At 72.2% G+C, this 17,912-nt stretch carries 17 protein-coding genes; 2 read left to right on the plus strand and 15 right to left on the minus strand.

Annotation, left to right across the window (positions count from 1 at the left end):
* Positions 1-91 precede the first annotated feature (91 nt).
* From ACIQPT_RS28675 to ACIQPT_RS28720, 10 genes are all read right to left on the minus strand, one after another.
* Complete coding sequence (locus tag ACIQPT_RS28675; RefSeq protein WP_401160125.1) at positions 92-1,351, minus strand: SLC13 family permease; 1,260 nt, start codon at positions 1,349-1,351, stop codon at positions 92-94.
* Positions 1,352-1,521: 170 nt separating this feature from the next.
* Positions 1,522-3,030: an Asp-tRNA(Asn)/Glu-tRNA(Gln) amidotransferase subunit GatB gene (gatB, locus tag ACIQPT_RS28680; protein WP_401159964.1), complete on the minus strand. Its 1,509-nt coding sequence runs from the start codon at positions 3,028-3,030 to the stop codon at positions 1,522-1,524.
* Positions 3,031-3,046: 16 nt separating this feature from the next.
* Positions 3,047-3,280 carry a hypothetical protein gene (locus ACIQPT_RS28685; RefSeq protein ID WP_164609992.1) on the minus strand — a complete coding sequence of 78 codons (234 nt, stop codon included), beginning with the start codon at positions 3,278-3,280 and terminating at the stop codon, positions 3,047-3,049.
* A gap of 5 nt (positions 3,281-3,285) precedes the next feature.
* Positions 3,286-4,788 (minus strand): Asp-tRNA(Asn)/Glu-tRNA(Gln) amidotransferase subunit GatA, encoded by a 1,503-nt coding sequence (gene gatA, locus ACIQPT_RS28690; RefSeq protein ID WP_401159965.1) that lies wholly within the window; start codon positions 4,786-4,788, stop codon positions 3,286-3,288.
* Positions 4,789-4,793: 5 nt separating this feature from the next.
* On the minus strand, positions 4,794-5,090 hold the full coding sequence (gene gatC, locus ACIQPT_RS28695) for an Asp-tRNA(Asn)/Glu-tRNA(Gln) amidotransferase subunit GatC (protein WP_003966094.1): 297 nt from the start codon (positions 5,088-5,090) through the stop codon (positions 4,794-4,796).
* Positions 5,091-5,215: 125 nt separating this feature from the next.
* Positions 5,216-7,402: a putative bifunctional diguanylate cyclase/phosphodiesterase gene (locus ACIQPT_RS28700; RefSeq protein ID WP_401159967.1), complete on the minus strand. Its 2,187-nt coding sequence runs from the start codon at positions 7,400-7,402 to the stop codon at positions 5,216-5,218.
* A 359-nt stretch (positions 7,403-7,761) separates the two neighbouring features.
* Complete coding sequence (ligA, locus tag ACIQPT_RS28705) at positions 7,762-9,993, minus strand: NAD-dependent DNA ligase LigA (protein WP_401159969.1); 2,232 nt, start codon at positions 9,991-9,993, stop codon at positions 7,762-7,764.
* Positions 9,994-10,025: 32 nt separating this feature from the next.
* The gene (locus tag ACIQPT_RS28710) at positions 10,026-11,054 is read right to left on the minus strand and encodes a methionine synthase (RefSeq protein WP_401159971.1); all 1,029 of its coding nucleotides are present in this window, start codon (positions 11,052-11,054) and stop codon (positions 10,026-10,028) included.
* A gap of 47 nt (positions 11,055-11,101) precedes the next feature.
* Positions 11,102-11,791, minus strand: a complete 690-nt coding sequence (locus ACIQPT_RS28715) for an SDR family oxidoreductase (RefSeq protein ID WP_401159972.1) — start codon at positions 11,789-11,791, stop codon at positions 11,102-11,104.
* A gap of 83 nt (positions 11,792-11,874) precedes the next feature.
* Positions 11,875-12,414, minus strand: coding sequence for a TIGR00730 family Rossman fold protein (locus ACIQPT_RS28720; RefSeq protein WP_401159973.1), 540 nt, complete (start codon positions 12,412-12,414; stop codon positions 11,875-11,877).
* Positions 12,415-12,509: 95 nt separating this feature from the next.
* On the opposite strand from ACIQPT_RS28720, the gene ACIQPT_RS28725 reads away from it, so the two are divergent.
* Complete coding sequence (locus tag ACIQPT_RS28725) at positions 12,510-12,845, plus strand: DUF427 domain-containing protein (protein WP_401159975.1); 336 nt, start codon at positions 12,510-12,512, stop codon at positions 12,843-12,845.
* 74 nt (positions 12,846-12,919) lie between these two features.
* Positions 12,920-13,723: an alpha/beta fold hydrolase gene (locus ACIQPT_RS28730; protein ID WP_401159976.1), complete on the plus strand. Its 804-nt coding sequence runs from the start codon at positions 12,920-12,922 to the stop codon at positions 13,721-13,723.
* 89 nt (positions 13,724-13,812) lie between these two features.
* On the opposite strand, the gene ACIQPT_RS28735 is transcribed toward ACIQPT_RS28730, so the two are convergent.
* The 5 genes from ACIQPT_RS28735 to mnmA all read right to left on the minus strand — a co-directional run bounded on the left by ACIQPT_RS28735 (position 13,813) and on the right by mnmA (position 17,877).
* The gene (locus ACIQPT_RS28735) at positions 13,813-14,250 is read right to left on the minus strand and encodes a lasso peptide biosynthesis B2 protein (protein WP_401159978.1); all 438 of its coding nucleotides are present in this window, start codon (positions 14,248-14,250) and stop codon (positions 13,813-13,815) included.
* Complete coding sequence (locus ACIQPT_RS28740) at positions 14,247-14,504, minus strand: lasso peptide biosynthesis PqqD family chaperone (RefSeq protein WP_228923081.1); 258 nt, start codon at positions 14,502-14,504, stop codon at positions 14,247-14,249. Before ACIQPT_RS28740 ends, ACIQPT_RS28735 begins: the two co-directional genes overlap by 4 nt.
* Positions 14,505-14,531: 27 nt before the next feature.
* Positions 14,532-16,343, minus strand: coding sequence for an asparagine synthase-related protein (locus ACIQPT_RS28745; RefSeq protein ID WP_401159980.1), 1,812 nt, complete (start codon positions 16,341-16,343; stop codon positions 14,532-14,534).
* Between the two features lie 22 nt (positions 16,344-16,365).
* Positions 16,366-16,479, minus strand: a complete 114-nt coding sequence (locus ACIQPT_RS28750; RefSeq protein WP_401159981.1) for a keywimysin-related RiPP — start codon at positions 16,477-16,479, stop codon at positions 16,366-16,368.
* Between the two features lie 264 nt (positions 16,480-16,743).
* Positions 16,744-17,877, minus strand: coding sequence for a tRNA 2-thiouridine(34) synthase MnmA (gene mnmA, locus ACIQPT_RS28755; protein WP_401159983.1), 1,134 nt, complete (start codon positions 17,875-17,877; stop codon positions 16,744-16,746).
* Positions 17,878-17,912: the final 35 nt, after the last annotated feature.

Raw genomic sequence — 17,912 nt, forward strand, 5'->3', positions numbered from 1 at the left:
GAAGCTAGTCAGCCCAGGTGGCGTCGGGAAGGACTGCGTACGGACCGGTGGTGAACGTCCAAGAGGTCGGACGAGAAGTCCAACCCGCGGCCTATACCCCGATGAGGTGCAGCGATCCCCACAGCGCGAGCGTCGAGGCGAGCAGCGTCGCCGGTACGGTCGCGAGTCCCAGCCGGGTGAAGTGGCCCAGCTGGGGGGCGTCCCCGTGGGCGTGCAGGATGCGCCGCCACAGGAGCGTGGCCAACGACCCGACGTAGGTGAGGTTCGGCCCGAGGTTCACCCCGATCAGGGCGGCGAGCAGCGGTCCGGGCCCGGCCGTCGCGACGATCGGCAGGAGGGCGAGGATCGCGGGCAGGTTGTTGATCAGGTTGGCGAGCAGCGCGGCGACCACGGCGACGCCGAGCAGGGCGGGCAGGGTGTCGCCGTCGGGCAGCAGGGCGGCGATGCCGTCGCCGAGGCCGTTGTCGACGACCGCCTTGACGACGACGCCGAGCGCCAGGACGAAGAGGCAGAACAGCGGGTTGGCCGAGCGGACGACGGCGACGGGCGTGGTCTCCCGCTTGGCCAGCGCCCGTACGGCGAGCACCAGGGCCCCCGCCAGCGCCGCCCACAGCGGCTCGACCCCCTCGAACGAGGTCACGACGAACCCGGCCAGGGTCAGCGCCAACACGACGAGCGTGAAGACGGGTACGGGGGTGCGCTCCGCCTCGGGATCCGGCGCGTGCGCCCCGGCGGCCAGGTCGGCGGCGAACGCGCGCCGGAACACCACGTACTCGACGGCGATGGCGGCGAGCCATGGCAGCGCCATCAGCGCGGCGAACCGGGTGAAGGAGAGACCGCTCGCGGTGAACGCCAGCAGGTTGGTGAGGTTGGAGACGGGGAGCAGGAGGGAGGCGGAGTTGGCGAGGTGGGCGCAGGCGTAGACGTACGGGCGCGGCCGCGCGCCGACCCGGGCGGCGGTGGCGAGGACGACCGGGGTGAGCAGGACGACGGTGGCGTCCAGGCTGAGGACAGCGGTGATGAGCGAGGCGACGACGAAGACGCCGCCGAGCAGGGGGCCGGTCTGGCCCCGGCAGGCGCGGGCGACGAGATCCCCGGCAGCCCGGAAGAGGCCCTCGTCGGCGCAGAGCCGGGCCAGCACCAGGATCGCGGCGAGGAAGCCGACGACCGGCAGCAGCTCGCCGACCTGCTCCCGGGCCTCGGGCCAGGAGACCGCCCCCACCGCGACCACGAGGACAGCGGCGGGCACGGCGACGGTCGCCTCCGGCAGGCCCCGGGGGCGTACGACGGCGAAGGCGAGCACGCCCAGGAGCAGGGCGAAGGAGACGAGCTCGGCGGTGACGGTGTTCAGCGGGGTCTCTCAGGGTTCTGCGAAGCACGGCCGGAGGGGCGGGTGCCCCGTGTTCGCGAAGCACGGCCGGAGGGGCGGTGCCCCCCGTGTTCGCGAAGCACAGGCGGAGGGGCGGTGCGCCCGTGTTACGGGTGCACCGCCCCTCCGGGTGGTGATCGGATCAGCCGGAATCAGCCCTCGACGCCGAGCTTCTCCAGGATCAGCTCGCGCACGCGCGCCGCGTCCGCCTGGCCGCGGGTGGCCTTCATGACCGCGCCGACGAGCGCGCCCGCCGCCGCGACCTTGCCGCCGCGGATCTTGTCCGCGATGGCCGCGTTGCCCGCGATGGCCTCGTCGACGGCCGTGGACAGCGCGCCCTCGTCGGAGACGACCTTCAGGCCGCGCTTCTCGACGACGGTGTCGGGGTCGCCCTCGCCCGCGAGGACGCCCTCGATGACCTGGCGGGCCAGCTTGTCGTTGAGGTCGCCCGCGGCGACGAGCGCGGCCACCCGGGCGACCTGCGCCGGGGTGATCGGCAGCTCGTCGATGGCGCGGCCGGTCTCGTTGGCGTTACGGGCCAGCTCGCCCATCCACCACTTGCGGGCCTGGTCGGAGGGTGCGCCCTCCTCGGTGGTGGCGACGATCAGGTCGACCGCGCCCGCGTTGAGGATGGACTGCATGTCGTGCGCGTTGACGCCCCACTCCTCCTTGAGCCGCGCCCGGCGCAGCCGGGGAAGCTCGGGGAGGCCCTTGCGGAGCTCCTCGACCCACTCGCGGGCGGGTGCCACGGGCACCAGGTCCGGCTCGGGGAAGTAGCGGTAGTCCTCGGCGTTGTCCTTGATGCGGCCGGCCGTGGTGGAGCCGTCCTCCTCGTGGAAGTGCCGGGTCTCCTGCACGATCGTGCCGCCCGACGACAGCACGGCGGCGTGCCGCTGGATCTCGAAGCGCGCGGCCCGCTCGACGGAACGCAGCGAGTTCACGTTCTTCGTCTCGGAGCGGGTGCCGAACGCCTCGCGGCCGTGCGGGCGCAGCGACAGGTTCACGTCGCAGCGCATCTGGCCCATCTCCATGCGCGCCTCGGAGACGCCGAGCGCCTTGATCAGCTCGCGGAGCTCGGCGACGTACGCCTTGGCGACCTCGGGGGCGCGGGCGCCGGCTCCCTCGATCGGCTTGGTGACGATCTCGATGAGCGGGATACCGGCCCGGTTGTAGTCGAGCAGGGAGTGGGACGCGCCGTGGATACGGCCGGTGGCGCCGCCGACGTGCGTCGACTTGCCGGTGTCCTCCTCCATGTGGGCACGCTCGATCTGCACCCGGAAGATCTCGCCGTCCTCCAGCTGGACGTCCAGATAGCCGTTGAAGGCGATCGGCTCGTCGTACTGGGAGGTCTGGAAGTTCTTCGGCATGTCCGGATAGAAGTAGTTCTTCCGGGCGAAGCGGCACCAGTCGGCGATCTCGCAGTTGAGTGCGAGGCCGATCTTGATGGCCGACTCCACGCCGATCTCGTTGACGACCGGCAGCGCGCCGGGCAGTCCGAGACAGACCGGGCAGGTCTGGGAGTTGGCGTCCTGCTTCAGCTCCGTGGAGCAGCCGCAGAACATCTTCGTCTTGGTGCCGAGCTCGACATGGACTTCGAGGCCCATGACGGGGTCGTAGGACGCGAGCGCGTCCTCGTACGACACCAGGTCAGTGACAGTCACGGTGAAACTTTCCCTCTCAGCCCAGCAGAACGTCGTCGTCGCCGAGACGCTTCAGTTCGCGATAGAGGATCGCGAGTCCGGTGACGATGGCGGCCGCGGAGACGGCCGCGTCGACGAGACGCAGCATGTCGTTGTCGTTGCGGGCGAGCTTCGCCTGCTTGACGACACTGATCGCGCCGAACGCGGTACTGCCGATCGCGATGTACGCGCCCGTCTTGGACTTCTTGAAGTTCTTGGCCTTCTTTGCCATGGCATTCACAGCGACGGAGCCTCCTCAAGCAGCGGGTGCCCCCACTTTTCCACGAACGCGGCCTCGACGGCCGCTCCGACCTTGTAGAGCCGGTCGTCCTTCATGGCGGGGGCGATGATCTGCAGTCCGACCGGCAGACCGTCCTCCGGGGCCAGGCCGCAGGGCAGCGACATGGCGGAGTTGCCGGCCAGGTTGGTGGGGATGGTGCACAGGTCCGCGAGGTACATCGCCATCGGGTCGTCGGCGCGCTCGCCGATCGGGAAGGCGGTGGTCGGGGTCGTCGGGGAGACGATCACGTCGACCTGCTCGAAGGCCTTCGCGAAGTCCTGGGTGATGAGGGTGCGGACCTTCTGGGCGGAGCCGTAGTACGCGTCGTAGTAGCCGGAGCTGAGCGCGTACGTCCCCAGGATGATGCGGCGCTTGACCTCGTCGCCGAAGCCGGCCTCGCGGGTGAGGGCGGTGACGTCCTCGGCCGACTTCGTGCCGTCGTCGCCGACCCGCAGGCCGTAGCGCATGGCGTCGAATCGGGCCAGGTTGGAGGAGCACTCGGACGGGGCGATCAGGTAGTACGCGGAGAGCGCCAGGTCGAAGGACGGGCAGTCCAGCTCGACGACGTCCGCGCCCAGCGACTTCAGCAGCTCGACCGACTCGTCGAAGCGCTGGAGGACACCGGCCTGGTAGCCCTCGCCGCGGAACTGCTTGACGACGCCGACGCGCATGCCCTGGACGGAGCCGTTGCGGGCGGCCTCGACGACCGGCGGGACCGGGGCGTCGATGGACGTCGAGTCCAGCGGGTCGTGTCCGGCGATGGCCTCGTGCAGCAGCGCCGCGTCCAGGACCGTACGGGCGCAGGGCCCGCCCTGGTCCAGGGAGGACGAGAAGGCGACCATGCCGTAGCGGGAGACGCCGCCGTAGGTGGGCTTGACGCCGACCGTGCCGGTGACGGCGGCGGGCTGGCGGATCGAGCCGCCGGTGTCCGTGCCGATGGCGAGCGGGGCCTCGTAGGAGGCGAGGGCGGCGGAGGAGCCGCCGCCGGAGCCGCCGGGGATGCGGGTGAGGTCCCATGGGTTGCCGGTGGGGCCGTAGGCGCTGTTCTCGGTGGAGGACCCCATGGCGAACTCGTCCATGTTGGTCTTGCCGAGGATGACGACGTCGGCGGCGCGCAGTTTCTGCGTGAGCGTCGCGTCGTACGGCGGGACCCAGCCCTCAAGGATCTTGGAACCGACGGTGGTCGGCATGTCCTTGGTGGTGAAGATGTCCTTCAGCGCGAGCGGGACGCCGGCCAGCGGGCCGAGCTTCTCGCCCGCCTCCCGCTTCGCGTCCACGGCACGGGCCTGGGCGAGCGCGCCCTCGCGGTCGATGTGCAGGAAGGCGTGGACCTTCTCGTCGACCGCGTCGATCCGGGCCAGGTGGGCCTCGGTGACCTCGACGGCGGTCAGCTCGCCGGAGGCGATCTTCCCGGCGATCTCGGCCGCGGTGAGCTTGATGATGGTGCTGATGTCCGTCATGGCGATTAGTCCTCCCCCAGGATCTGCGGCACCTTGAAACGCTGCTGCTCCTGGGCCGGGGCGCCGGAGAGCGCCTGCGCGGGGGTGAGCGACGGACGGACCTCGTCCGCGCGCATGACGTTGGTCAGCGGCAGCGGGTGGGAGGTCGGCGGTACGTCTTGGTCGGCGACCTCGGAGACGCGGGCGACCGCGCCGATGATGTCGTCGAGCTGACCGGCGAAGTGATCGAGCTCTTCGCCCTTCAGCTCCAGACGCGCCAGCCGGGCGAGGTGGGCGACCTCCTCGCGCGTGATGCCAGGCATGCAGCGATCCTCAGGGGTTGGTGTGTGGTTTTGGCCCAATCCTATGGGGTCACCCGGGGACGGGTGCCCCACCCCGATCCGCCCATGCCTTTCCGGCGGCACGGCCCTGTCCGAACGAGCGGCCTTCAGGGGCTCTCGGTCTCCGCCGCGCCGTTCACCGCACCGTTCACGACACCGTTCAGCGACGCGTTCATCGAGCCGGTCGCCGACCCGGTCGCCGCCCCGGTGGCTGCCGCGGCCGCCGCCTGGGCCTTCAGCTCCGCGGGCCGCCGCCAGCCGTGCTCGCCGCGCGCCCGCAGCCAGGCCGTCGTCTCCTGGGGCGGCATCGCGGCCGCCACCAGCCAGCCCTGCACCGCGTCGCACCTGAGGTCCCGCAACCGCTCCCACGTCTCGTCGTCCTCGACGCCCTCGGCGACGACGACCAGGCCCAGCGAGTGGGCCAGGTCGATGGTGCAGCGGACGATCTCCGCGTCCTCGTGGTCGACGGCGAGGCGGGCCACGAAGGACCGGTCGATCTTCAGCTCGCTGACCGGCAGTCTGCGCAGGTGGACGAGGGAGGAGTAGCCGGTGCCGAAGTCGTCCAGCGACATCTTCACGCCGTGCGCGGTGAGCCCGGCCAGGGTGTCGGCGGCACGCTGCGGGTCCTCGAGGAGCACATGCTCGGTGATCTCCAGTTGGAGCGCTCCCGCGGGCACGCCGTGGCGGGCGAGCCGGGCCGCGACGCCCCCCGCGAAGCCGGGGGTGTGGACGTCGCGCGGGGAGACGTTGACCGCGACCGGCACGAACAGGCCCTGCGCCCGCCAGCGGGCGACCTGGGCGAGCGCCGTCTCCAGGACGTACTCCGTGAGGTGCGGCATCAGTCCGGAGGACTCGGCGATGGCGATGAACTCGTCCGGAGGGACCCGGCCGCGCTCCGGGTGCACCCAGCGCACCAGCGCCTCCAGGCCGGCGACCTGCCCGTCGAAGCGGACCTTGGGCTGGTAGTGCAGCTCGACCTCGGACGCGTCCAGCGCCCGGCGCAGGTCGCCGAGGAGCCCGAGCCGGTCGGGGGTGTTGCTGTCCCGCTTGGACTCGTAGACCTCCACGCCCGTGCGGTCCCGCTTGGCCTGGTACATCGCGACGTCCGCCCGCCGCAGCAGGCCCTCGGCGTCCAGGGCGTGGTCGGGGTAGACCGCGACCCCGGCGCTGGCCTCCAGGACGAGGGTCAGCCCGTCCAGGTCGAGCGGCGAGGACAGCTCGGCGACCAGATGGCGGGCGACCTGCTGGGCGCTGGTGGTCGAGTCGGTGTGCGGCAGCAGGACGGCGAACTCGTCGCCGCCGAGCCGGGCCGCCTCCGCGCCGCGCGGCAGGGCGAGCCGCAGGCGTTCCGCTATCTGCAGCAGCAGCCGGTCGCCGGCCAGGTGGCCCAGGGTGTCGTTGACCGCGCGGAAGCGGTCCAGGTCGATGAGGACCAGCGCGGAGCGGGTGCCGATCGACTCCGCGTCCTCCAGCGCCGACCAGGTCCGCTCCAGCAGCCACTGGCGGTTGGGCAGCCCGGTCAGCGGATCGCGCAACTGCTCCTCGGCGCGGGCGCGGGCGATCCAGAGCGTGGAGTCCAGGGCGATCAGCGGCACCGCGAAGAGCGGCAGCAGGACGGGCATGGACATCGCGACGGCGCAGATCAGCGGGGCGAGCCCGAGGAGCGCGACGGCGACGAGCCCCTGCCGCAGCATCGCCGTGCGGGCGATGGTGGGCAGCCCGCCGTTGTGCGGGGCCTGGGCGTACCACAGCAGGACCCGGGTGACGAGCAGATACGTGGACGCCGTCAGGAGCAGTTCCGGGACGGCCGCGATACCCCAGTCGAGTGGCCGCCAGGGGTCCTCGACGGTGGGCACCTCGCCGAACGCGGCCAGCACGAGGGCCGCCGCGCCGATGCCCAGCATGTCGACCCCGCCGTGCAGCAGCCCCTGCCACCAGCGGTGCCGACGGGCGGTCCCGACGAGCACCACGACGGCGAGGCTGACGAGCACGGCCGGCAGCCAGCCGTACAGCAGCAGTACGGCGAGAGTGAGGGCGGCCCCGGAGCCGGTGCCGCCCCACCACCGGTCGCGGCCGAGCGCCACCAGATGGCCGACGATGATCCCGGTGAGCACGGCCAGGGACCAGCCCACCGCCCCGTCCGGGAAGAGCGCGTGGCCCTGCGACACGGTCCGGTAGGACCCGACCGCCAGCAGTAACGCGGCGATCCCCACGACGGCGGCGCCCACGGGGGGCGTGAGGCCGACGAAACCTTGCAGCCGCGACACCGGTGCGGCGCTCTCGGTCGGTTTCATTCCGTCCCTCTCACAGCCGGCGGTGCCGATGTCCCTCGGTGGCGCCACTCCCGTGACGTCACGGCCCGGTCGGGCAGCCGTGCACGGCGGGCGCACCTCTCAACAGTAGGCCGCGAAAGGCTTCCAGGGGCAGCGCTCTACAGCTCTTGCCCGAATGCGAACCGACGACCCGTCACCATCTGCTATTGGCCCGAACGGGTGGTGCGGCAGGGCCATTCGGGGAGCGACCGACCCTTCTTCACCCCTCTGCCCCATTTCCTTCCCCGCTCGGGCCGCGCCACGCCGGAACAGCGTCTCGAAGGCGTCTCGATCCGGAGAACAGCGGGCGAAGTGCGGCCCGGCGGTCGGTTACTCCCCGTTTACTCCGCGCTGTCCGCCGGGGCGGTTTCGGGCGCGGCTTCCGGGACGGGAAGGGCGGCCTCCCGGGCGCGTTCGGGTCCGTCTTCGAGCAGGATCGCGAATCCGTCCTCGTCGAGCACGGGCACCTTCAGCTGCATTGCCTTGTCGTACTTGGAGCCGGGGTTGTCGCCGACGACGACGAAGGCGGTCTTCTTCGACACCGATCCGGCGACCTTCGCGCCGAGGGCCTGGAGCGCCTCCTTGGCGCCGTCGCGGGTGTGGCCCGTGAGGGTGCCGGTGACGACGACGGTGTGTCCTTCGAGGGGGCGGGGGCCCTCGTCCTCGTCGGAGCCCTCGTCCGCCATCCGCACCCCGGCCTCGCGCCACTTGCGCACGATCTCGCGGTGCCAGTCCTCGGCGAACCACTGCTTGACCGAGGCGGCGATGGTGGGTCCGACGCCGTCGGCGTCGGCCAGCTCCTGCTCGGTGGCCTCCTCGATGCGGTCGATGGAGCGGAACTGGCGGGCCAGCTCCTGGGCCGCGACGGGCCCGACGTGCCGGATGGAGAGCCCGGTGAGGACCCGGGCGAGGGGGGCCTCCTTGGCGGCGGCGATGCCCTCCAGCATGGCGACGGCGTTCTTCTTCGGCTCGCCCTGCTGGTTGGCGAAGACCGTCGCGATCTTCTCCTCGCCGGTCTTCGGGTCGCGCTTGGGCAACCCGCTGTCCTGGTCCAGGACGTAGGCCCGGATCGGCAGGAGCTGGTCGATGGTGAGGTCGAACAGATCGCTCTCGTCCTTGAGGACCGGCTCGGCGGGCTCCAGCGGCCGGGTCAGGGCCGCGGCGGCCACATAGCCGAAGTGGTCGATGTCCAGGCTCTTGCGCCCGGCGAGGTAGAAGACGCGCTCGCGCAACTGGGCCGGGCAGGTGCGGGCGTTGGGGCAGCGGAGGTCGATGTCGCCCTCCTTCATGGGGCGCAGCTCCGTCCCGCACTCGGGGCAGTGGGACGGCATCTCGAAGGCCTTCTCGGTGCCGTCCCGCAGATCGACGACGGGGCCGAGGATCTCGGGGATGACCTCGCCCGCCTTGCGGATGACGACGGTGTCGCCGATGAGGACGCCCTTGGCCTTGACCACGTTCTGGTTGTGCAGGGTGGCGAACTCGACCTCGGAACCGGCCACTTCGACCGGCTCGACCTGGGCGTACGGGGTGACGCGACCGGTGCGGCCGACGCCGACGCGGATGTTGACGAGCTTGGTGTTGACCTCTTCGGGGGCGTATTTCCAGGCGATGGCCCAGCGCGGGGCGCGCGAGGTGGAGCCGAGGCGTCCCTGGAGCGGGATCTCGTCGAGCTTGACGACGACGCCGTCGATCTCGTGCTCCACGGAGTGCCGGTTCTCGCCGTAGTACGCGATGAACTCCCGTACGCCGGCGAGGGAGTCGACGACCTTGTTGTGCCGGGCGGTGGGCAGGCCCCAGGCCTGGAGGAGGTCGTAGGCCGCGGAGAGGCGGTCGATGCTCAGGCCCTCGTGGGCGCCGATGCCGTGCACCACCATGTGCAGCGGGCGGGTGGCCGTGACCTTGGGGTCCTTCTGGCGCAGGGAACCGGCCGCCGCGTTACGGGGGTTGGCGAAGGGCTTGTCGTCGGCGGCGACCAGCCGGGCGTTCAGCTCCTCGAAGTCCTCCATGGGGAAGAAGACCTCGCCGCGGATCTCGACGAGCGCGGGGATGTTCTCGCCCCGGAGGCGGTGCGGGATCTCGGCGATCGTACGGACGTTGGGGGTGATGTCCTCGCCGGTGCGGCCGTCGCCGCGGGTCGCCGCCCGGGTGAGGCGGCCGTGCTCGTAGGTGAGGTTGACGGCGAGCCCGTCGACCTTGAGCTCGCACAGGAAGTGGTGGTCGGGGGTGCCGACGTCCTTGGCGACCCGGTCCGCCCAGGCGGCCAGCTCCTCGTCGTCGAAGGCGTTGTCCAGGGAGAGCATGCGTTCGCGGTGGACCACGGAGGTGAACTCCGTGCGGTAGGGCCCGGCGACCTTCTGGGTCGGGGAGTCGGGGGTGCGCAGCGCCGGGTGCTCCTCCTCCAGGGCCTCCAGCGCACGCAGCTGCCGGTCGAAGTCGCCGTCGCTGACGACCGGCTGGTCCTTCACGTAGTAGCGGAAGCGGTGCTCCTCGATCTGCTCGGCCAGCAGCGCGTGCTTCTCCCGCACGTCCGCCGGAACCGAACTCTCCTGCTCCACCCGCTGTTCGCCGGCCATGGTCCCGTCCTCCCGTTTGCCCGTCGTCCCCGTCACTCAGGGTTGTCCGCGAGCGACCTCGCCGCTCTGGCGCTGTGAGCCAGCGCGGTGCGGGCGTACGCGGGCGACGCACCCGCGAGACCGCACGACGGGGTGATCGCGACGGACTCGGCGAGAGTCCCCGGATTCAGCCCCAGCCTGCTCCACAGCTTCCTGACCCCCATGACGCTACCGCCCGGGTCTGACAATCCCTCCGAAGCCGTGTCCGTGGAGGGCACCACGCCGAGGAAGAGCTGGGTGCCGCCCTCGACGGCTTCCCCGATCGCCTCCTCCTCACGCTCCGTGAGGAGGGAGAAGTCGAACGAGATTCCGTCCGCCCCGGCCCGGCGCAGCAGGGCGAACGGCACTTCGGGGGCGCAGGAGTGGACGAGCGTGGTGCCGTCCTCTCCCGCGACGGCGAGGACGTCGCGCAGGGTCCCCTCGACGACCTGGCGGTCGACGGCGCGGTAGGTGCGGTAGCCGCTGGCGGAGCGGACCCGGCCCAGCAGGACGGCGGTCAGGGAGGGTTCGTCGAGCTGGAGGACGACCTGTGCCCCGGGCATCCGGCGGCGGACCTCCGCGAGGTGGGCGCGGAGTCCCTCGGCCAGGGATCCGGCGAGGTCGCGGCAGGCGCCGGGGTCGGCCAGCATGGCTTCGCCGCCGCGCAGTTCCAGGCCGCCGGCGAGTGTCCAGGGCCCGACGGCCTGGACCTTGAGCAGGCCCTCGTACCCCTGGGTGAACTCCTCCAGGGCGTCCAGGTCCTCCCCCAGCCAGGAGCGGGCGCGGCGGGTGTCGCGGCCGGGCCGGTCGCTGATCCGCCAGCCGCTCGGCTCGACGTGTCCGTACATCTCGACGAGCATGCCGACGGTCCGGCCGATCATGTCGGCGCCCGGCCCGCGCGCGGGCAGTTCCGCCAGGTACGGCATGCCCTGGCCGTCGGCGAAGGAGCCGGTGACGGTCTTCGCCGCCTCCCTCGCGTCTCCCCCGGGCATCGACCCGATGCCGGTCGCCGGACACCCGCTGAACTTGCTCTTCTCGCTCACGCGCGAAGCCTACGGTCCGGGGCGGGGAACCTCCTCCCCAGGGCGCGTCAGCGGCCGGGGCGGACCGTCAGGTCGTTGACCTCGGCGTCGCGCGGCAGGTCCAGCGCCATCAGGATCGTGGTCGCCACCGACTCGGGGTCGATCCAGCGGTCGGCGTCGTACTCCTTGCCCTCCTGCTGGTGCACCTTGGCCTGCATGGGGCTGGCGGTGCGGCCGGGGTAGACGGTGGTGACGCGCACCCCGTTGCCGTGCTCCTCGTGGCGCAGCGAGTCGGCGAGCGCCTTGAGGCCGTGCTTGCTCGCGGCGTACGCGCTCCACCCGGCGTGGGCGTTGAGCCCGGCCCCGGAGTTCACGAACAGGACCTGGCCCTGGGAGACGCGGAGCTGCGGGAGCAGGAGGCGGGTGATCTCGGCGGGGGCGACCAGGTTGGCGTTGAGCTGGAAGTGCCAGGCCTTGGGGGTGAGCTCGCCGACCTCGCCGAGTTCGACGACGCCCGCGATGTGCAGCAGGGTGTCGATCCGCTCGGGCATGGCCTGCTGGCCGAACGCCCAGGAGAGCCGGTCGGGGTTGCCGAGGTCGCCGACGAGCGTGCGCGCGCCCGGGTAGCGGTCGGCGAACTCCTTGGCACGGCCGGCGTCGCGGGCGAGCAGGACGAGGTCGTCCCCGCGCTCCAGAAGACGGCGGGCGACAGCGGCGCCGATGCCGGATCCGGCGCCGGTGATGAGGTGGGTAGACATGGGGCGATCCTAGGTCCGGGGCTCCTGGCGGAGTCCGGCGGTCTCCTCCGGGTGGGCGAGCGCCGCTCCCGGATCCGGGCCGCTCACTGAAGTCCGGCAGTCTCCTCCAGGTAGGCGAGCGCGCCGACGCCGTCCTTCGCGAAGAAGACCAGGTCGGTCAGGGGAACGGGGAGGAAGCCCTCGTCCTCCATGCGCTGGAACTGCTGGCGCAGGCCGTCGTAGAAGCCCGCCGTGTTGAGCAGGACGACCGGTTTGGTGTGCTTGCCGTGCTTCTTCAGCTCCAGGATCTCGGTGGCCTCGTCGAGCGTCCCGGTCCCGCCGACCATGATCACGACGGCGTCGGCCTTCTCCAGGAGGAGCGCCTTGCGCTCGGCGAGATCGCGGGCGATGACCATCTCGTCGGCGTTCGTACGGGCCTTCGCGGCGAGGAAGTCGACCGATACGCCCACGAGCCGTCCGCCCGCCGACTGGACGCCGTCCGCGACGACCTTCATCAGGCCGCTCTCCGATCCGCCCCAGACAAGGGTGTGGCCGCCTCTGCCGAGCAGCTCGGCGAACTCCCGGGCGGGCACGGTGTAGCGATCGTCGAGGTCGGCGGCGGAGAGGAAGACGCAGATGTTCATGGGCCAACCGTACGACCCGCCTCGGACACTCCCCCGTTCCGGGGACGGATCGGCGAACGGGGAAGAAGACGGCCCCGTACGCCGCTGATACAGGCATGACTGCCACACGAGGACACCGCATCACCGTCGAGCCGGGCACCGCGCACGTCCGGGTGGTGCACGACGGACAGGTGCTCGCCGAGAGCCGCCGCCCGCTCGTGCTCCGCGAGACCGGCTGTCCGGTCCGCTACTACCTGCCGCCCGAGGACGTCCGCACCGAGCTGCTCTCCCCGTCGGACACCAACACCCACTGCCCGTTCAAGGGGGACGCCTCCTACTGGTCGCTGCCCGGGGCCGCCGATCTCGTCTGGGCCTACCCGGACCCGAAGCCGGAAGTCGCCGCGATCAAGGACCACTTCTGCTTCTACGCGACGGAGACGGTGGCCGACTGACCCCCAAGACGGGCTCCGTGAAGTTTTTTTCGCCGGAGCGATGAGTTTCCCGGACCGCCCCGGTCTCCTCTCCCATGGACAGGATTCTCTCCGCCGACGGCACTCCGATCGCCTGTCGCCGCCAGGGCGAGGGGCCGCCGCTGGTGCTGGTCGGCGGGGCGCTGAGCGTGGCTGCGACCGACGCGCCGCTGGCCGCTCTGCTCGCGCCACGTTTCACGGTGCTCACCTACGACCGCCGGGGCCGGGGCGCCAGCGGTGACACCGGGCGCTCGACCGTGGCGCGGGAGATCGAGGATCTTGCCGCCGTCGTCGGTGCGGCCGGGCCGGGCGCGTCGGTCTTCGGGATGTCGTCCGGCGGGGCGCTGGCCCTGGAGGCGGCGGCCGCGGGGCTCCCGGTGGAGCTGCTCGCCGTGTACGAACCGCCCTACACACCGGGCGCGTCGGGCCTGTTGTTCAAGTCTCGCTGCACGGTCCGGCTGCACCGGCTGCTGGCGGCCGGGAACCGGGTCGGGGCGGTGGAGCTGTTCCTGTCCATGACGGGCGTCGCCGAGGAGACGGCCGCCCGGATGCGGCGCACCCCGGGGTGGGCGGAGCTGGAGGCGATGGCGCACACCCTGGCGTACGACGACGCGCTGCTGGGCGACGGGGCGGTCCCGGTCGAGCGGTTCGCGGGTATCGCCGCCCGGACGCTGGTGGTCTGCGGCGGCTTCAGCAGCGCCCCGGCGCGCGCGGCGACCCGGACCCTGGCCGAGGCCCTGCCGCGCGGCCGGCACCGCACGCTGACGGGCCAGATGCGCGAGGTGGCGCCGCAGGTGCTGGCGCCGGTGCTGACGGAGTTCTTCGCCAGGGACGTGTACGCGTACCGGCGGGCGTCGTGAGCCGGTCCCGCGAAACGTCCGGGCGATGGCCCGACCCGGACGCTGCCTGGGCCCGGCGTCCGCCCCGGACACGTCGGCCCGGCAGACCGTCAGCTCTTCGTCCTGTCGAACGGCGGTACGGCGATCAGGCGGGCGAAGCTCTCGGGGCGGCCCCGTTCGCCGATCAGTTCGCCGTCCGCCTCGACCCAGGCGTGAGCGGCGAAGGGCGGTGCTGCCCGTACGCCGACGCACCAGGTCGGCCAGACGCCCTGGAGGCGGCAGAGCAGGGTGATGGAGACCGAGCGCGGCAGGCAGGAGCGCAGACCGTTGAGGCTGAGGCTGGCGGCGAGGACGGAGCTGCGGGCGGCATGGGCCTGTGCGCTGCTCGCGGGCGCGGCGCCCCGGCTGAGCCGGGTGAGCACACGGGTCAGCAGATGGGGTTTGAGCAGGGCCAGCGGCCGGGCCGTGCAGATGGCCAGCCGGGTGAGCAGCCGCAGCCGCAGCGGCCGTCTGGTGCGGTCGCGGTCCAGGGCGACGTCGATGCTCACTCCTGGACCACCCCGGCGGAGCGCATGGCCTCGATCAGGGCCCGTACGTCGTCGGCCGCGCGCGCCTCGTCCACGTCGAACTGCTCGGTGACGCTGCGGACGGCGTCAGCGGCGTCGCCGCCGTCCAGCAGGGCCTGAGCGGCAGCGGCGGCGCTGGGGTTCATCTGCCAGTACTGGCCGCTCTTGGTATCCAGCAGAACCGCACCGTATTCGGTCTGGGTGACGGTGAGATACGGGCGGTTGCGCAGCTTCATCGCATTCCTTTCTTCCGGCCGGGCACGTCAGGCGACCGCGCGCAGCCATGCTTCGCAGATGATGGTGGAGTCCACGGCGCCGTCCTTGAAGGCGGGCGTGCCGGGTGTCCCGGTCAGCCGGGAGAGGGATTCGGCGTCGACGAGTCCGGCCTTGGCCAGGGTGCTGTCCTCCCACAGCGACCGGATCTCGTCGCGGTGCCGGTAGAGGCCGGCGACCGCGTCGACGGTGCCTTCGAACTTGGTGACCCGGACCCGGCACTCCTCGGGGAGGACGCCGCGTACCGCCTTCTTGAGGACGGGCTTGAACTGCCAGGGGTCGGTCCGGTCCTCGGGGCGCACCGACAGGGCGGCGTCGACGACCGCGTCGTCGAAGTACGGCATCGTGACGGGGACGCCGGCCCGGCGCCCGGCCTCGGCGATCGCCGCGCACTCCTGGGTGCCGGTGTAAAGGGCGGACAACTCCCGGTGGCGGCCCAGGGTCGGCGCGTACGGTTCGGCCCGCGCAGCGGCCTCGCGCAGCCCGACGGTGACCAGTTCGCGGCACTCGGCGGTGAGCCAGGGCTGGACCACCGGCGGGACGACCCAGGCGAGCTGCGGGGTGCAGAAGCCGAGGTCGCCGGGGGCCTTCAGGTCCATCCCGGCCACTGCCCGGCGGTAGGAGCGCCGGTCGGCGAGCTGGCGCAGCACGGGGCGCCAGCGCCATCCGTAGAGCGTGCGGTAGCCGCGGATCCGCTGCCAGGCGAGCAGCGGGCGGCGGGCGATCAGGTCGTGGCAGTGGGCGCCGCTCTGGAAGAAGAGGTGGTCGCCGCCGTGTCCGGTCATGTGCAGCCGGGAGCCGCGCCGAGCCATCAGGGAGATCACCGCGGTGGCCCGGTCCCGGCTCATGGCGACGCCTGCGGGGATGTCGGTGCGGCAGCCGTCGTCGACGATGCCCCGGTAGAACAGCGGTGTCTGCTGCGGCGTGAGCTCCACGTGCTCGACGTGCGGCCAGTGCGCGGCGGCAAGACGGGCGTAGTGGGCGTCGTCGCTGATCGTCTCGTCGCCGGGGATGCCGCCGACGATCAGTTCGCCCGCGCCGAGCTGTCCGGCGGCGAAGGAGCACAGCGTCGTGGAGTCCAGTCCGCCGGACAGGTCCGCGCTCAGCAGGCCGTCCCGCTCGGTTCGTACGGTGACGGCGGCGGCCAGCGCCTCGTGTACGGCCGCCGCGCCGTCGGCCGCCGGGCGCACCGGGGCGGGCGGGGTGTGCCAGCGGACGTGCCGGGGAGCGGCGCGCCCGGCGGGGACGATCAGGCAGGCGCCGGGCGCCACGTCGGTGACGGCGCGCCACATGGAGCGTGGCGGGAGCTGGACGGCCAGGGGTTCGGGCAGCCGCATCGCCAGGGCGGTGAGGTCGATCTCGGCGCCCGCGAGGTCGGCCAGCGCGACAGCACGGTCGCCGGCGACGGGGCAGCCGTCGACGACGGTGTGGTGCACGCGCCGCATGCCGTAGGCCGTGCCCTGTACGTAGAGGGCGCCACCGACGCTGCCGACCACATGGAAGCTGCCGGGGAACGCCGCGGACAGGGCCTGAAGCCGTTCGGTGCTGCCTTGCAGCTTCCCGGTCTGGCGGGCGAGTCCGTCCGTCCGTTTCGGCAGCATGCCGATCAGCGCGACGGCGTCCGTTCCGGTCCGGGCGACGGCGATGTCCTCGTCCGCCCATCGGCCGATGATCCAGGGGCGGCCCGACGGGTGGTACAACACCCTCAGGCCGACGGCCTCCGGCTGGAGGCGACGGGCCACGGCGCCCGCGTCCTCGCGGTCAGGAAGCGCAAAGAAGTGCGGTGCGCCGCGGCTCGTCATCAGGGGTTCCCTCGGGTATCCGTCAGAACCAGCCGCGGCCGGTGCCGTCGTTGCCGACGATGACCACGAAGCCGGTGACGTCGTGGAAGGAACCGGCGGAAACGAACTCCGGCGTCTCGTAAGCCTTCTTCACCATGATTCAGCCCTCTCTCTCAGGGCGGCCTGGCGACCGCCGGGCACCATGTTCGCGGCCCCGGTGGGGGTGCCGGTAGGACGTTGGCCGCTTGGTGCCAGAGGTGGGAACGCGCTTGGCAGCAAAGGGCACAGCGCGCATGGCCGGCCGAGGGGTTGCCCCTGTCGCGCGCCCCCGTGTCCGGTCCGGGAAACGCCCGAGGGCGGCACCCCGTGAAAGGGGTACCGCCCTCGACACGCGCCGGGCAGCGAAAGGCGTCGCCCCGGATCAGCCCGCCGGCACCCGCTCGCGGCGGGCCGTCGTCGCGATGGTGGCCGAGCCGACCACGCGGGTGCCGTCGTACAGGACGACCGCCTGGCCGGGGGCCACGCCCCGGACCGGCTCGGTGAAGGTGACGTTCAGCTCCGTGCCGTCCACCAGCTCGGCCGTGACCTCGGTCTCGCCGCCGTGGGCGCGGAGCTGGGCGGTGTACGTGCCCGGGCCGGCCGGGGGCGTACCGCACCAGCGGGGCTTGATGGCGGTCAGGGAGGTGACGTCGAGGGCCTCGACGGGGCCGACGGTGACGGTGTTGTTCACCGGGGAGATGTCCAGCACGTAGCGCGGCTTGCCGTCGGGGGCCGGGTGGCCGATCTTCAGGCCCTTGCGCTGGCCGATGGTGAAGCCGAACGCGCCCTCGTGGGTGCCCAGCTTCGTACCGGACTCGTCCAGGATGTCGCCCTCGGCCGGGCCGCCGAGGCGGTTCGCCAGGAAGCCCTGGGTGTCGCCGTCGGCGATGAAGCAGATGTCGTGGCTGTCGGGCTTCTTGGCGACGGCCAGGCCCCGGCGCTCGGCCTCGGCGCGGATCTCGTCCTTGGTGGTGAGGGTGTCGCCGAGCGGGAACATGGCGTGGGCGAGCTGCTTCTCGTCCAGGACGCCCAGCACATAGCTCTGGTCCTTGGCCATGTCGGAGGCGCGGTGCAGCTCGCGGCTGCCGTCCTCGGCGAGCACGACCGTGGCGTAGTGGCCGGTGCACACGGCGTCGAAGCCGAGGGCGAGGGCCTTGTCGAGGAGCGCGGCGAACTTGATCTTCTCGTTGCAGCGCAGGCAGGGGTTGGGCGTGCGCCCGGCCTCGTACTCCGCGACGAAGTCCTCGACGACGTCCTCGCGGAAGCGTTCCGCCAGGTCCCAGACGTAGAACGGGATACCGATGACGTCGGCCGCGCGGCGGGCGTCCCGGGAGTCCTCGATGGTGCAACAGCCGCGTGCCCCGGTCCGGAAGGACTGGGGGTTCGCGGACAGGGCGAGGTGGACACCGGTCACGTCGTGGCCCGCCTCGGCGGCGCGGGCCGCGGCGACGGCGGAGTCCACGCCGCCCGACATCGCGGCGAGGACACGCAGGGGGCGCTGGGAAGTCTGAGTCATAGCTCCTCCAGGGTACGGGTCGCCGGGAACCGAAT

Origin of the sequence: Streptomyces sp. NPDC091289 (genome assembly GCF_044757365.1) — a bacterium.
GTDB lineage: Bacteria > Actinomycetota > Actinomycetes > Streptomycetales > Streptomycetaceae > Streptomyces.